We start from the raw sequence: 14,289 nt of genomic DNA, 5'->3' as shown, positions 1-14,289 counted from the left end.
TTCTGTGTCTGCACAGCTCTGCGAGCGCCACGGAAGCAATTAACGATCTTTCGGTATTTGGGTGACGGTGTTTATAGGTGAAGTCTTGTGTGGTTGAGGAATGCCTGGCAGAGCGGGTAGTCGTTGCCGATGCGGGTCAGTCCGGTCTCGGCAGCGGTGGGTGGCTTGGTCGATAATTCGTCCGGCTCGCGTCCAGCCGATCGGCGTAGGTGCCGAGCTGTGGCCGGTGGAGAGAGTTTCGTATTACACTAATGAGTATGGCTGACGAGACGATCAACGCAGCACCCGTCACTGACGAGATGGTCCAGGGCTGGGCCGACGAGGCCGAAGCCGGCTACGACGTAGAGGCGCTACGCAAGCGCGGCCGACCGACGATCGGGGACGGGCCAGGGGCTGTGGTGCCCGTTCGGATGGACGCGGCCCTGCTGCAAGCGCTGAACGCTCGCGCCGAGCAAGAACATGTGTCTAGGTCAGAGGCGATTCGAGAAGCGGTACGGGCCTGGACCCAGGTCGCGTGAAGGGCGCACAAATCCGCTCTCGAACACGGGATCAGTGAAGACGACGGTATCTACGCCGCGCTGCGCCACGTCTATGTCGCCGACCTCGATGACGAAAACCCCGCACGCGAGTTCCGGCTCGGGTTCGACCCGAACGGCCGCCTCCTGGAACTGGTCGTTCTGCGCTTCGACAGCGGCAACGAGCTTCTCATTCATGCGATGAGGGCCCGCCCGCAGTACTTCGACCTCCTTCCCTGATCGGCCGGGACAGGCTTCCGGACTCCCATACGCAGGCCGCTGGGGCGTCAGGCATTCAACGGGTACGAAACACCGTCTCAAAACCAAGGAAACAGGCCTCGACTGGGTCGGTGATGCTTTGGTCGTCGCATCTAACAAAGCGCTACTAGGCACCTCCGAATATCCTGTGCCGGTAGGTGATCCTTTCGTAGGAAGTCTCCCGCGTGAGTGTCCCTATTCGATTCCGGCGACCTGCTTGCAGCGCCAGTCCAGGTAGTTGACCATCATCCAGAAGTCTTTGAACGCCGGGTTGGTGGTCTGGCCGTGGTGGTAGCGGTAGTAGATCTGCTGGGCGATGACCGCGAGGCGGAAAAGTCCGAAAACCTCATAGAAGGGCCAGTTCTCGGCGGAATATCCGGTGCGGTCGCAGTAGTGCTCGACGATCTGTGCGCGGGTGAGCATGCCGGGCAGGTGACTGGGCTGGCGGCGGAAGGCTCGGATGACCTCGTCGTCGTCGGCTTGCACCCAGTAGGCGAGCGCGCCACCGAGGTCCATCAACGGATCGCCGAGAGTCGCCATCTCCCAATCGAGTACGCCGACGATCGCGCCGGACCCCGATGGGTCGAGCACCAGATTGTCCAGCCGGAAGTCGTTGTGGATGACGGTGTTCGCGACATCAGCGGGCTGATTGCGTTCCAACCAGGCCAGCACCGCGGCGAAATCGCTGACATTATCGGTACGCGCATTGGTGAAACGACGCGACCAGCCTGCGACCTGTCTGCCGACGTAGCCTGTTCCCTTACCGATATCGGTGAGCCCGGCCGCCGCGGGATCCACCCCGTGCAATTCGATCAAGCAGTCGAACGCGGTGGTGGAAAGCCGCCGTGCCTGTTCGGCGGAAAGGCTCATCCCCTCCGGTAGATCACCGCGCAGGATCGTCCCCGCCACGCGCTCCATCACATAGAACTCGCTGCCGAGCACATCGGGATCAGTGCAGTGGGCGATCATCCTCGGTACATACCGGTAGTGCGGACGCAACCGCTGCTGTACCAGGAACTCCCGGCCCATATCGTGCGCGGAAGCGGCCTTGGTGCCGCCGGGCGGACGGCGCAGTATCAGGTCGCGGTCCGGATAGCGCAGCAGATAGGTGAGATTGGATGCGCCACCGGAGAATTGGCGTACCTGCGGCGGACCGGTGAGGTCGGGTACCCGCTCGGTGAGCCACGCGTGCATCGCGGCGATATCGAAGGCGTCCTCGGCGCGAACGGCGGTGGCCTCGGAAGCGCTCATCGATCGGTTCCGTATTTGCGCAGTTCTTGCCGGGCGATCACCCCGAGGTGTACCTCGTCCGGACCGTCGGCGAAGCGCAGCGAACGAATACCGGCGAAGGCCTTGGCCAGCGGGAAATCATCGGAAAGCCCGGCGCCGCCGTGCACTTGGATCGCCATATCGATCACCTCCTGCGTCATCCGAGGTACGACCGCCTTGATCTGGGAGACCTCGCTGCGCGCGCCTGCCAGGCCCTTGGTGTCCAGCAGCCATGCTGTATGCAGGACCAGCAGCCTGGCCTGGTCGATCGCGACGCGCGCGCCCGCGATGCGCTCCCGGTTACCGCCGAGATTGGCCAGCGGCTTGCCGAACGCGGTACGCGACAGGCTCCGTCGGCAGGCCAGCTCCAGCGCCCGCTCGGCCAGGCCGATGGCGCGCATGCAATGGTGGATGCGGCCGGGGCCGAGGCGACCCTGTGCGATCTCGAAGCCACGTCCCGGCCCGGCGATCACCGCATCCAGCGGAAGTCGCACATCGGTGAAGGTCACCTCGCCATGCCCGTGTGGCTCGTCCAGATAGCCGAAGGTCGTGAGCATGCGTTCGACCCGAACGCCGGGCGTATCGAGCGGGACGAGCACCATGGAGTGGCGCTGATAGGCAGGTGCCTCAGGGGCGGTGAGCCCCATGAAGATGACGAACTTGCAGTTGGGATGGCCGATACCGGTGCTCCACCACTTGCGGCCGTTGAGCACGATCTCCTCGCCGTCGACCACAGCTGTCGCGGCCATATTGGTGGCGTCGGAGGAGGCGACTTCGGGTTCGGTCATACAGAACGCCGAGCGAATCGTGCCGTCGAGCAGCGGCCGCAGCCATTCCCGCTGCTGTTCCGCGCTGCCGTAGTGCAGCAGGACCTCGGCATTACCGGTATCGGGGGCGTTGCAATTGAACACCTCAGGAGCCCAGCCGTACCCGCCCATCGCCTCGGCCATCGGCGCGTAGTCGACATTGCTCAGACCGGCACCGAACTCCGGATCGGGGAGGAAGAGGTTCCACAGCCCCGCCGCCCGCGCCTTCTGTTTGAGCTCTTCGACCACCGGGGGCACCGCCCACGGTGATTCCCGCAGGAAATCGGTGTGCTCCTGATCGCGGGGCTCGATCTCGTCGCGGACGAATTGCCGCACCTGCTCGGTGAGGCGAACGGCTCGGTCGGAATGTGTGAAGTCCATACCCATCCTCGGGGTTCGCTGAGCGCTGCTCAACTTCCGGTCCGGTCATTGGTAGCATATCGTTGAGCATTGCTCAATAGAGGAGCTTCGATAGAGGAGATCGAATGACCGAGGGCGCCGCGCAGGCCCGCGGTCGCCGTTCGGCAGACGACCGCCGCAGACAGCTGATCGGGATCGGGCTCGGCATGCTCATCGACCGGCCCTGGCATCAGATCACCGTTGACGCGGTCGCCAAGCAGGCAGGTATCTCGCGTGGGCTGCTGTTCCATTACTTTCCGACCAAACAGGACTATTACGCCCAACTCGTCGGTGCCGCCGCCAAGCGATTCCTGCGCGCCACCGGCCCCGATCCCGAGGCCGATCCGCTCGAGTCCATGATCGCCAACTTCGTTCGCTATATGCGCAGGCGTAGCGGGCCACTGGTGGGATTGCTCCGCGCGGCCGGACAAGACCCGGTGCTCGAGTCGATCATCGATCAGATGCACGACGAGCTGACCGACCGGGTATTCACCGCCCTCGGCCGAGTCGCCGCATCGCCTGGTGAGCGCTTATTGGTCCGGTCGTGGTGGGCGATGGCCGAAGAATTGACGGTGCAGTGGCTGGGCCGTGACGATGTGGATCAGGACCAACTGGACTCGCTGCTGTTCGAAACGTTGTCTCGGGTGCTCGACTCGGCAGCCGCCGAATTTCCGGCGCGGCAGCACTGATCGGCTCGGAAATTCTGCGCGGAGTCGATCAGTGCTGCCGGGTGCTCCCGGTCGATTCGGCTTCATCGACCGTGCTCGTCGCTATTCCCCGGATTCGCTATCCGGGTCGAGGGCGGCGGTGGCCGTGCCGCCGCTCGGGTTACCGCTCTCGTATGTGGAGTGCGGGAGTGGCGGCTATTCATCTGTTTGTATCGATATTTGCTGGATACCCGGTAGAACACAGCTGATCCGGTCGGCGACGACGCTATTGGTGATCTCGGTCGAGAGTCGTCCTGGCCCGGCAGGAGAAAAGGCAGGATGAGGAGTCGGTCCGCTGCCGAAGCGTCGAGTCCGGCGATGACGATGAGTAGTGGATGACCATGAGTAGTGACAGTCGCATTGCAGGTCCCTTGCCCGACTGGTTCATCGTCCGGTTCGGGTGAGATACATGCGAAGCCCCGCTCCACGGATGTGGGCCTCCCGTCAGGAGCATCACCGCAGTTGATCATGGAAGGGCAAGCCATGAACCAGGTCGACGCCGTCCCTTACCGATGGCCCTTCGACGGCGACATCGCGACGGACCGGACAGCCCTTTTCTGTATCGACTGGCAGGCCGATTTCTGCAGTCCCGGCGGCTACACGGACAAGATGGGCTACGACATCGCGTTGACTCGGGCAGGTATAGAGCCGACATCCACCGTTCTGGCCGCGGCACGCGCGGCCGGTATGACCGTGGTGTTCACCCGCGAAGGGCATCGGCCCGACCTCTCGGATCTCCCGGCCAACAAGAGGTGGCGTTCTCGGCGGATAGGTGCCGAAATAGGGTCCGAGGGGCCGTGCGGTCGCATTCTCGTACGCGGTGAAGCGGGCTGGGAAGTCATACCCGAACTCGCCCCGGAGCCGGGAGAGATCATCCTCGATAAGCCGGGCAAGGGATCCTTCTACGCGACCGACTTGGACCTGGTGCTGCGTACTCGTGGGATCACGCATCTGGTGTTGACAGGTATCACCACCGACGTGTGTGTGCACACGACTATGCGCGAGGCGAACGACCGAGGCTATGAGTGTCTGCTGCTCTCCGACTGCACAGGCGCGACCGACAAGGGGAACCACGAGGCCGCCCTCAAAATGATCACTATGCAGGGCGGAGTTTTCGGTGCTGTCGCCACATCGACGGACTTCCTTGCGGCACTGCGCTAGGCGGTATCCGGTATGCGGCTCCCTGCCTCTGGCCGTTGCGCGAAAATAATTGTCACAGATGCTTGTTCGGTTGTTATGATCCGATCGGCCATGGAGTAGCTCAGTTGGTAGAGCACCGACTCGACAAGGCGGAGGTCGCTGGTTCGATTCCATGCCTCCATGGCCCCTTTACTTCTGGGCGCCCGAAGCGCCACTGATGGGTTCGGCGAATCTCGGAGACGTCGGTTATCCGAATGCTCCGCATGAGCGTGTGCTCTGTCCTTGACAGTTGCTGGGACGGTGTAACCAGCGCGGATCATGACTAGATGTGTCGGGGAACACAGCGAAGCGGATATGTGTCGGATGGGCAGTCGATAGCGCCGAATCGGGCAGGGTCGACGAAGAAAACGCGCCGTGGCGCCGACATCGTTCGTGGTACGGATGAATAACACACCGCCGTAGTAAATGTGCGGTTTCGCCGCACGCGGTGCATCGACTATGAATGGGGGGTGTCGTTCCCATACGCGATTATTTCTCTGCCGTCGAATCTCCCGTACGGAGAGCACTGATGGTCGTCGAGCATCCCATCGAGGATGAGGTTACCCAGCTGGCGAGACGGGTCGAGAAGGCCCGTGGCAGGCTCGCCTACCAGTTCGATCCCGCGCTGACCGAGGCGCTGTCGGAGGACGAACTGCATGCCGAACGTGATCTCGCCGAACGCATCCGCACCCAGGAACGCGAACAGCGGTGGAAAGAGGTGCAGGCAGCCGCTGCGGCATCCGACCGTGCCAGGCATACCACCGAAGCGATCGAGAAGGCAGACATGCGAGATCTTCTGCTTGCCCGCAAGGCGATTGCCGCGCAGCGCCGTGAATCGAGCCCGCACGCGAAGCTTGCCTCACTCTATCGGCATCGGTCCTGGTCGCTGCGCGCACTGGCCGGTGTTGTGGCGGCAGGCATGCTGTGGTCGGCGGTCAATGTGCAGCACAATATCGCGCCCGGTGGGGTGACCGATCCGCTGTACTGGTTCAGTTACCTCCTGGAAGGCATGATCAGCGTCTGCCTGATCATCATCATGATCGGCACCAACAAGGTCGCCGAATGGGGCGTGGTGGACAACCGGCGCCAGGTCGCCGCGGCCGAAATCGCGCTGCTGACCTTGACCATCGGGCTCAATACCTACCCGTATCTGCGGGAGAGCGCGTGGTACGACGCCGCCGTGCACGCTATCGCGCCGGTGATGATCGGTGTCGCGCTGCTCATCCATGACGCCGCGAGCGCCCGCTATGGTCTCGCTATCGCCAAGGCTACCGAGCAGATTCGCGAACTCCCCGATCCGGCCGAGCAGATCAGGTACCGGGCACCCAGGTACCGCACGCCTGCTCCCCTTGACGCACCGCATCCGCAAGGAGATCGTGAAACACAGCAGCCGCCGCAGGATGACGTCGTGCCGCAGGCCGATCCGATGGCGGAAGCCGGAGTGGCAGGCGCACGGGAGCATTCTGCTCCGATGACCGCGGGAGAGGCGGAGAAGAAACGCGCACCGGCCGAAAAATCCAGGAAACCAGTGCTCCCGGAGACCATCGAAGCACTCGACGCGATGGCCGCATTCGAGCCGCGGCCCGCCGCGACAGTTCTGTCCACGAGTTCCGGTGCCGGGCAGGCAGGTAAAACCGATACCGCGGCAGGCACCGGTAAGCAGCAGACTCCGGCAGGTCAGCCGATCGCGCCGAAACCGGATTCCGCGGCTGAGGGCAAGGATCGGGTGGCGCCGCAGTCGCCTGTCGCGGCGAAAACAGCCGATGCCGAGAAGGGGCAAGCGAAGTCGCCCACCTCGGTGTCCGAGACCGCGACCACTGCCGTGCTGCCGGAGGTCGGTGCGGTGACCCGGCGGCTGCCCACCGATACCAAGGGCAACACCGCGAAGAACGGGGGTAAGAACGGCAAGAGCGGCTCCACCTCCGATGCCGCCGAGAAACAGGCCGCCCCGACGCCGGACATCTATGACACCGGCTCATTCCGCGTCGCGGACATTCTCGAGCAGGAACTCGCCGAACTGCAGGCCGAACGCCGCCGCGCCCGTACCAGCAAGCAGCGGTCGACCTCGGCTGCGGGGCAGGAATCCTGATCGACGGTCGCTCCCGCGACGATGCCAACGGTCCGTGATCCGATCGGACAGGCTGCTCGGTTGTCCGGTACGCCTGCCACCGATGCCCTTCGCCGCACCTCGGTGCTCGCCCCAGATATCGTGGCGAGCACCGAGGTATGGCGCTAAGCGCTGCTGAGAGCGGATCTGCTCAGAGCAGTGTGCGACTGTTTTCTCGGTGCGGGTGGGGCACGGTACAGGTATGGCTCACGATGACAAGGCTCCGATGTTCAGTTGGCGCGCCAGGGAGCAACTGCTCAGTCGCCGCATAGTTGTGCTCGACGGTCAGCTCGACGACGACAACGGGACGTTGCTGATGACTCAGCTACTCACCCTCGCTGCCGAAGTTCCTGAGGCAGGGATCGCCCTGTGGATCCATTCTCCGGGAGGATCGGTTCCGGCGATGCTCGCCATTCGCGATGTCATGCGGCTGATTCCGTGTGAAGTCTCGACGCTGGCGCTCGGATTGGCCTGTAGCGCGGGACAGTTTCTGCTCTCCGCAGGCAGTCGAGGGCGGCGTTATGCGTTGCCGCATGCCCGGATATTGATGCATCAGGGGTCTGCGGGTATCGGTGGTACCGCGGTCGATATCGAGGTCCAGGCCGACGATCTGCGCTACACCGTGGACACGGTGCTCGGCATCATCGCGCAGGACACGGGACAGTCGTTCGAGCGGATCTACGAGGATTCGCTGCACGACCGCTGGTTCACTGCGGCGCAGGCCGAGCAGTACGGGTTCATCGATCACATAGTCGACTCGTTCGAGCAGATCGCCCCCCACCGCAAGCGGCTCGGGATCTCGGCATGAGCGTTGGGTCCGGAGGCGGCAGCGTGCGTGACCACAGAGGACCCCGCACATGTCGAAGACAGCACGGCATGAGCGTTGGGTCCGGAGGCGGAAAGGCGACAGCATGAGCACTTACACCATCCCGAATGTGATCGCGCAGCATCCGCGCGGCGGCGAGCGGATCACCGATATCTACTCGCATCTGCTCACCGAGCGGATCGTCTACCTCGGTACACCGATCGATTCGGCAGTGGCCAACGCGCTCATCGCGCAGCTGCTGCATCTGGAGTCGGAAAGCCCGGAGCAGGAGATCGACCTGTATATCAATTGTGAGGGCGGCGATCTGCCGTCGATGCTCGCTGTGTACGACACCATGCAGCACATCAAATCGCCTGTGCGGACGACGTGTGTCGGCCAAGCCATCGCGGTCGGCGCGGTGTTGCTCGCAGGCGGTGCGTCTGGTCAGCGTGCAATGCTGCCGCATGCGCGGGTGGTGTTGCATCAACCTGCCGCGCGCGGGCAGGGAGCGATTCCCGATCTTATTCTGCAGGCTGACGAGCTGGTGCGGATGCGAGCGGAAATCGAATCCATTCTGGCGCGGCACACCGGGCAATCGGTGCAACGGTTGCGGCACGACACCGATCGCGATCGAATCTTCACCGTGCAGGCAGCGATCGACTACGGCCTTGTCGATCAGGTATTGGGGGCCCGCGGCTGATCAGGCCGCCGAGGCCAGGAGAGTGGTCCTGGCCTCGGCGCCGGGTGCGGACCGTGGCAGGACGGTGATTGCGCGTTGTGCGTGCAATTCGTTGGTCACCAGCTGGGTGAGGGCGCCGAGCGAGGTGCCGAGGGAGCCGGCTACGGCGGCGATCATTTCGCTGGACGGATCTTTGCGGCCCCGCTCCACCTCGGACAGATATTGCGGAGAAATGCCCGCCCGTTCGGCTGTTTCGGCCAGGGTCTCGCTCTGCCGCATGCGAAGCGTGCGTAATTGTTCGCCCAGCAGCTCGCGCCAGAGTGGTTCCGGAGATGTGCGTGTTTCCGGTCGCCGAGGCCGATCGTCGCGTCCACCGGAGATCGAGTGAAGTCCCGGATGCTCGGTCATGGTCAGAGGGTACAGCCCCGGCTCCAGGTCCACGCGCTATTACGCTGTGGGCGTACGAATTAGCCGTATCCTGCTCTGGGATTATCCGCCTCGGTATGTGATGGATCGGTGATGAGTGTGGCGTGGTGGCCGTGTTCCTCCGGCAAGCCGAGCATGATGGAGTTGTGCCGGAGAATCCGAAGCTCGCCGATCTCAAGCCACGCAGTCGTGCCGTCACCGACGGCATAGAGCGGACCGCGGCCCGCGGGATGCTGCGTGCGGTGGGTATGGGTGATGGCGATTGGGAGAAGCCACAGATCGGAGTGGCTTCCTCCTGGAACGAGATCACCCCGTGCAATCTGTCTCTCGACCGGCTCGCCAGGGGCTGTAAGAAGGGCGTTTCCGCAGGCGGTGGTTTTCCGCTGCAGTTCGGCACCATTTCGGTGTCCGATGGCATCTCCATGGGACATGAGGGGATGCATTTCTCCTTGGTCTCGCGTGAGGTGATCGCCGACAGTGTCGAGACGGTTATGCAGGCCGAGCGGCTGGACGGTTCGGTGCTGCTGGCAGGCTGTGATAAATCCCTTCCTGGGATGCTGATGGCGGCGGCCCGGTTGAATCTGGCGAGTGTGTTCCTGTACGCGGGGTCGACTCTGCCTGGAGTCGTCACCTTGTCCGACGGCAGTGCGCGCGAGGTGACCATCATCGATGCGTTCGAGGCGGTCGGTGCCTGCGCACGCGGCCTGATGAGCCGCGACGATGTGGATGCCATCGAGCGAGCCGTCTGTCCTGGCGAGGGGGCCTGCGGCGGGATGTACACAGCCAACACCATGGCCAGTGCGGCCGAGGCACTCGGCATGTCGCTGCCGGGCAGCGCGGCTCCGCCCGCGGTCGACCACCGCAGGGACGATTACGCCCTGCGTAGTGGCGCGGCCGTGGTCGAGCTGATCCGGCAGGGGATCACCACCGCCGATATCCTCACCCGGCCTGCCTTCGAGAACGCGATCGCGGTGGTGATGGCATTCGGCGGCTCCACCAATGCCGTATTGCATCTGCTGGCGATCGCGCATGAGGCGAACGTCGATGTGACCCTGGACGATTTCGCCCGTATCGGGCGCCGGGTGCCGCACCTGGCCGATGTCAAACCGTTCGGCAGATATGTGATGACCGATGTGGACCGGGTCGGCGGCGTCCCGGTCGTGATGAAAGCGTTGCTCGACGCGGGTTTGCTGCACGGCGACTGCGTGACCGTGACGGGGCGGACGGTAGCGGAGAACCTGGCCGAATCGGCCCCGCCGGACCTCGACGGCAGGGTGATCAGGGCGATGACCGCGCCGATCCATCGGACCGGTGGTATCACCATCTTGTCGGGGACGCTCGCTCCCCAGGGCGCTGTGGTGAAGTCGGCGGGCTTTTCCGATGATGTGTTCACTGGTACCGCAAGGGTTTTCGACCGCGAACGGCCGGCAATGGATGCGCTGGAGGACGGCACGATCCGCGCGGGGGATGTGGTGGTCATCCGGTACGAGGGCCCCAAGGGCGGGCCTGGGATGCGGGAGATGCTGGCCATCACCGCGGCGATCAAGGGCGCCGGTCTGGGCAAGGACGTGCTGCTACTCACCGATGGGCGATTCTCCGGCGGCACTACCGGCTTGTGCGTCGGTCATATCGCCCCTGAGGCCGTGGACGGGGGTCCGATCGCATTCGTACGCGATGGCGACCCGATTCGCCTCGATATCGGCGCCGGAGCGCTCGAGTTGCTGATCGACGCTGAAGAACTCACCCGTCGCCGCGCAGGCTGGACCCCTTTGCCGCCCCGCTATAACCGCGGTGTGTTGGCGAAGTACGCCAGATTGGTCGGTTCGGCGTCATCCGGAGCCGTCTGCGGCTGAGTCGAGGCCAAGGACGGCCGAGCGATTCTTCGGCGGGTGGCCGACCTCGTCGACCGACCACCCGCCGCGACCATATCCCCGTGTACGGGGTGTGCGGACTGTTATCGGCCGTGTATCCAGCGTTCCGTCAACCTCGTGTGGTTGTCCCACCAGTCGTGTACGGCTGTGGGAGCGGCATTCCACGGCGGGGGTGGTGGCTCGCCGGGAAAGAGGAAGATGTGATTGGTGGTGCCGATATTGTTCGCAGGCGGCGCAGCGGCCGGAGCAGCTGGGGCTACCGGAGCGGCCGGGGCGGCCTGCGGCGGTACGGGCTCATGCGGGATACCTTCCTCCTGCTCTTCCTCTGAGGGATAAGGCTCCGCGGGTGGCGGGATGGGCTCCGCGGGCGGCGCGGGCGGCGCTGGAACCGGTTCGTTGACCTGGTGTGGCCTGGTCTCAGGGTGTGGCTCGGTGGTGGCGGCGGACCATGGTGAGGCCGCCGCTGAGGCCGCGGTAGGCGATTTCGGCTCGGAGTGTTCGGTACGCAACTGCATGATCGTGAGCACAGCTCCCCCGAGCACGGCGGCGACCGCGGCCGTGGCCACCAGCACCCGTCCGGTCCGTCGAGGTTCGGCCGGGATCGGCGCTACCGGAGTGTTCCCGGCGCGGGTGGCGGCCACCAGCGCGGCGCCATACGCGGCGGCGTAGACGAAATCAGGTCCTCCGATCACCGGAACATCGAGCCCGAGCCGCAGCGCGGACACGATCTCCGGATTCCCCGCGGCCGAACCGCACAGTACGACTGCGGCCGGAGCCAACCCCGCCGCATCAAGGGTCGGCCGTACTCGGCTGACCACCTGAGCCGCGGTATCGCTGTCGACAACACCGAATGCCCACGAATCCGAAGCGAGCAGCGCGTCACGCTGCGGCCCGGTCACGAAATAGGACGTATGCGTGGCGCTGACCTCCAACACCAGCACAGTGCCGTATTTCGCCGGTCCTGGCAGGTCGTCGAGTAACGCCAGCAGCGCTGTCCGGATCGATACCAACGATGGTGATTGCCCGGATACCTGCGATACGATCGCCCGCCGCTCGGCCACCGTGCGATAGGTGACAGCGACATCGTCGATCTTCGCGCGGGGGCCTGCGGCGGAGACGAGCGCATCGAGGGTAGCGGCGACCGACGCGGCAATGGAGTTCCCGACCGGCTGCTCGATCTCCCGCAGCACGATCGGCCCGGCTCCCTGCCTCGCCTCGAACAAGAGCATGACCCCGCGTACTACGGCCTGCTCTGCCGATATCCCGACTGTGACTCCCATGAGTTCACCTCTGCTCGGATGTTTCACCTCTGCTCGGATGTTTATAGGAGGTTCGTCACAGCGGTCACCAATGATTGGCCCGGTCGTTCTCGCCTGGTAGGCGACGTGGGCAGGTGCCATGATCCGGCCGATCGGGTACCTGTCAGAACGCGGCGCACCGGCACGGTGTCCGGTCAGTCGCTCACCGCAGTACGGCCCTGCTCTTCACGCGGCCGAGCACGACCAGCGACACCAGTGTTATCAAGACCAGCACGGTGGTGCCCGCGGCCGCTCGGAAGAGCTCACCACGATCGGTCTGGCCGAAGATGGTGACCGGGAGGGTGCGCCACGTGGCCGGATACACCATGATCGTCGCTCCGAGTTCGCCCATGGACAGGGCGATCGACAGCCCGGCCGCGGCCCCGAGCGCGGGTAACAACAGCGGCAATGTCACCTGGAACAGTACTCGGATCGGCCCTGCGCCCAGTGATTGCGCGGCCTGTCGATAGCCGGGATCGAGCCGATCGAGCGCAGCGGATACGCCACTGAAGGCGTAGGCGAGCACCAGCACCGTATGGGCGAGGATGACGATCCATTTGGTGCCGCCGAGCAGCAGCGGGCGTTCGTTGAAGGCGATGAGCACGCCGAGACCGATAGCCACCGACGGCACCGCGACCGGCAGGTGGAACACGGCATCGGTGAGCCTGCGACACCATGGGGGTACCTGCGCGGCGGCCAGCGCCGCCCAGGTGCCGAGCAGCAGAGCGAAGCCACCTGCCAGCAGCGCGGTCTGCAGGCTTACCGACAAACTGGCCGCGTCCTCTTCGGAGAGTGCCTGGCGAAAATTGTCCAAGCCCAGGTTCGACGGCAACGGACCGGTCCAGCTGCCCGCCAGCGCCGCGGCGATCACAGTGGCGATCGGTGCGACGAATACGACCGTGACGACCAGCGCGAACACCGTCAGCACTACGGCCATGCCGGATTTGGTCCACACCAGCATGATCAGTGTCCTTTCCTGGCGGACAAGCGTGCGAAGAGCAACCGATAGGCGGCATACAGCGTGAGCGAAAGCAGCACCTGTACCGAGGCCAGTACGGCGGCTGCGGGCAGGTCGAAGGTGACAATGCCGCGGGTGTAGATCAGCGCGGGCAAGGTGATAACGCCCTTCGCGCCGGTGAACAGCACGATGCCGAACTCGTTGAGCGTCAACAGCAAAACCAGGCTGCCACCCGCGGCCAGTGCTGGCCATGCCTCGGGCAGCACCACTCGGCGCAGTACTCGCCACGGTGAGGCGCCGAGGCTGGCGGCGATATCGAGCTGTTCGCGGGGCAGTTGGGCGAACGCGGCGAGCAGTGGGCGAACCACGAAGGGGGTGAAGAAGGTGATCTCGGCCGCGATCACACCGAAGGGGGTGGTGATGAAGTCGATCAGTGGTGTCTGTCTGCCGGTGAGTTCGCTGATGAGCGCGTTGACCGCGCCCGCGGTGCCGTAGAGGAAGGTGAAGGCCACGGTCACCAGGAACGACGGCAGGGTGAGCACGGTATCGATGAGCCTGCCGACCACCACCGATCCGGGGAACGGCACGAATGCCAGCACCACAGCAAGGAAGGTGCCGAGCACTACGCATCCTGCGGTGGAAGCGACGGCGATGCTGATGGTGCGCCAGAGCGAGTGGCGGAACATCTCCGAGCCGAGAACCGAGGACCAGACCGCGGTGCCGCGTCCGGTCGGCGTGATCGTGGACTCGGCGAGCATACGCAGAATCGGGTAGACGGCGATGGTGAGGACGATCAGTATCGGTGGCAGTACCCAGAGCACCGGTATCCAGGTGCGCCACCGGGCGGGGGCAGGCGCCGAGTCCGGCCCGGCGGAAGAACGTTCGAGCAGAGTCGTGCTCATTCGCTCACCTCCCCACGGGTGTGCCGGGCAGCGCGGCGCGAGACAGCGGATCCACTCATTTCCCGGCTCCGTTCTCGGCTGTCCCGTCCTCGTCCGTCTCGTTGGTGCTT

The 14,289-nt window shown here is 64.6% G+C and carries 15 protein-coding genes and 1 tRNA gene; 10 read left to right on the top strand and 6 right to left on the bottom strand.

Features of this window, described 5'->3' with window-relative positions:
* Window positions 1–257: 257 nt before the first annotated feature.
* Together ACL02S_RS11830 and ACL02S_RS11825 are read left to right on the top strand one after the other, a co-directional pair.
* Window positions 258–518: a ribbon-helix-helix domain-containing protein gene (locus tag ACL02S_RS11830; RefSeq protein WP_412802406.1), complete on the top strand. Its 261-nt coding sequence runs from the start codon at window positions 258–260 to the stop codon at window positions 516–518.
* Window positions 519–548: 30 nt separating this feature from the next.
* Window positions 549–755, top strand: a complete 207-nt coding sequence (locus ACL02S_RS11825; RefSeq protein ID WP_412802484.1) for a toxin — start codon at window positions 549–551, stop codon at window positions 753–755.
* A 213-nt stretch (window positions 756–968) separates the two neighbouring features.
* On the opposite strand, the gene ACL02S_RS11820 is transcribed toward ACL02S_RS11825, so the two are convergent.
* Both ACL02S_RS11820 and ACL02S_RS11815 read right to left on the bottom strand, forming a co-directional pair.
* Complete coding sequence (locus ACL02S_RS11820) at window positions 969–2,024, bottom strand: phosphotransferase family protein (protein ID WP_412802405.1); 1,056 nt, start codon at window positions 2,022–2,024, stop codon at window positions 969–971.
* The gene (locus tag ACL02S_RS11815) at window positions 2,021–3,229 is read right to left on the bottom strand and encodes an acyl-CoA dehydrogenase family protein (RefSeq protein ID WP_412802404.1); all 1,209 of its coding nucleotides are present in this window, start codon (window positions 3,227–3,229) and stop codon (window positions 2,021–2,023) included. Before ACL02S_RS11815 ends, ACL02S_RS11820 begins: the two co-directional genes overlap by 4 nt.
* Window positions 3,230–3,333: 104 nt before the next feature.
* On the opposite strand from ACL02S_RS11815, the gene ACL02S_RS11810 reads away from it, so the two are divergent.
* The 7 genes from ACL02S_RS11810 to ACL02S_RS11780 all read left to right on the top strand — a co-directional run bounded on the left by ACL02S_RS11810 (window position 3,334) and on the right by ACL02S_RS11780 (window position 8,745).
* Window positions 3,334–3,936 carry a TetR/AcrR family transcriptional regulator gene (locus ACL02S_RS11810; RefSeq protein WP_412802403.1) on the top strand — a complete coding sequence of 201 codons (603 nt, stop codon included), beginning with the start codon at window positions 3,334–3,336 and terminating at the stop codon, window positions 3,934–3,936.
* 501 nt (window positions 3,937–4,437) lie between these two features.
* Window positions 4,438–5,115 carry a biuret amidohydrolase gene (biuH, locus tag ACL02S_RS11805; RefSeq protein WP_412802402.1) on the top strand — a complete coding sequence of 226 codons (678 nt, stop codon included), beginning with the start codon at window positions 4,438–4,440 and terminating at the stop codon, window positions 5,113–5,115.
* A gap of 89 nt (window positions 5,116–5,204) precedes the next feature.
* A tRNA-Val gene (locus ACL02S_RS11800) sits at window positions 5,205–5,278 on the top strand.
* Between the two features lie 384 nt (window positions 5,279–5,662).
* The gene (locus ACL02S_RS11795) at window positions 5,663–7,222 is read left to right on the top strand and encodes a YML083C domain-containing protein (protein WP_412802401.1); all 1,560 of its coding nucleotides are present in this window, start codon (window positions 5,663–5,665) and stop codon (window positions 7,220–7,222) included.
* A 21-nt stretch (window positions 7,223–7,243) separates the two neighbouring features.
* Window positions 7,244–7,369: a hypothetical protein gene (locus tag ACL02S_RS11790; RefSeq protein ID WP_412802400.1), complete on the top strand. Its 126-nt coding sequence runs from the start codon at window positions 7,244–7,246 to the stop codon at window positions 7,367–7,369.
* Window positions 7,370–7,442: 73 nt separating this feature from the next.
* Window positions 7,443–8,048, top strand: a complete 606-nt coding sequence (locus ACL02S_RS11785; RefSeq protein ID WP_412802399.1) for a ClpP family protease — start codon at window positions 7,443–7,445, stop codon at window positions 8,046–8,048.
* Between the two features lie 103 nt (window positions 8,049–8,151).
* Complete coding sequence (locus tag ACL02S_RS11780; RefSeq protein WP_412802398.1) at window positions 8,152–8,745, top strand: ClpP family protease; 594 nt, start codon at window positions 8,152–8,154, stop codon at window positions 8,743–8,745.
* Here the strand turns inward: ACL02S_RS11780 and ACL02S_RS11775 are convergent, their stop codons facing one another.
* On the bottom strand, window positions 8,746–9,132 hold the full coding sequence (locus tag ACL02S_RS11775; RefSeq protein ID WP_412802397.1) for a helix-turn-helix domain-containing protein: 387 nt from the start codon (window positions 9,130–9,132) through the stop codon (window positions 8,746–8,748).
* A gap of 131 nt (window positions 9,133–9,263) precedes the next feature.
* Here ACL02S_RS11775 and ilvD point away from each other — a divergent pair, with 131 nt between their 5' ends.
* Window positions 9,264–11,003 carry a dihydroxy-acid dehydratase gene (ilvD, locus tag ACL02S_RS11770; RefSeq protein ID WP_412802483.1) on the top strand — a complete coding sequence of 580 codons (1,740 nt, stop codon included), beginning with the start codon at window positions 9,264–9,266 and terminating at the stop codon, window positions 11,001–11,003.
* A 101-nt stretch (window positions 11,004–11,104) separates the two neighbouring features.
* Here ilvD and ACL02S_RS11765 read toward each other — a convergent pair whose 3' ends face one another.
* The 3 genes from ACL02S_RS11765 to ACL02S_RS11755 all read right to left on the bottom strand — a co-directional run bounded on the left by ACL02S_RS11765 (window position 11,105) and on the right by ACL02S_RS11755 (window position 14,179).
* Complete coding sequence (locus ACL02S_RS11765; protein WP_412802396.1) at window positions 11,105–12,301, bottom strand: hypothetical protein; 1,197 nt, start codon at window positions 12,299–12,301, stop codon at window positions 11,105–11,107.
* Between the two features lie 181 nt (window positions 12,302–12,482).
* Window positions 12,483–13,280 (bottom strand): ABC transporter permease, encoded by a 798-nt coding sequence (locus tag ACL02S_RS11760; protein ID WP_412802395.1) that lies wholly within the window; start codon window positions 13,278–13,280, stop codon window positions 12,483–12,485.
* Window positions 13,281–13,282: 2 nt separating this feature from the next.
* Entirely contained in the window at window positions 13,283–14,179 is an 897-nt protein-coding gene (locus ACL02S_RS11755) for a 2-aminoethylphosphonate ABC transporter permease subunit (RefSeq protein WP_412802394.1), read from the bottom strand.
* Between the last annotated feature and the right edge of the window lie 110 nt (window positions 14,180–14,289).

This window comes from Nocardia spongicola (assembly GCF_047200775.1).
Lineage (GTDB): Bacteria > Actinomycetota > Actinomycetes > Mycobacteriales > Mycobacteriaceae > Nocardia.
Note: the sequence above shows the minus strand (reverse complement) of the source record. Positions and strands in the feature narration are given on the sequence as shown.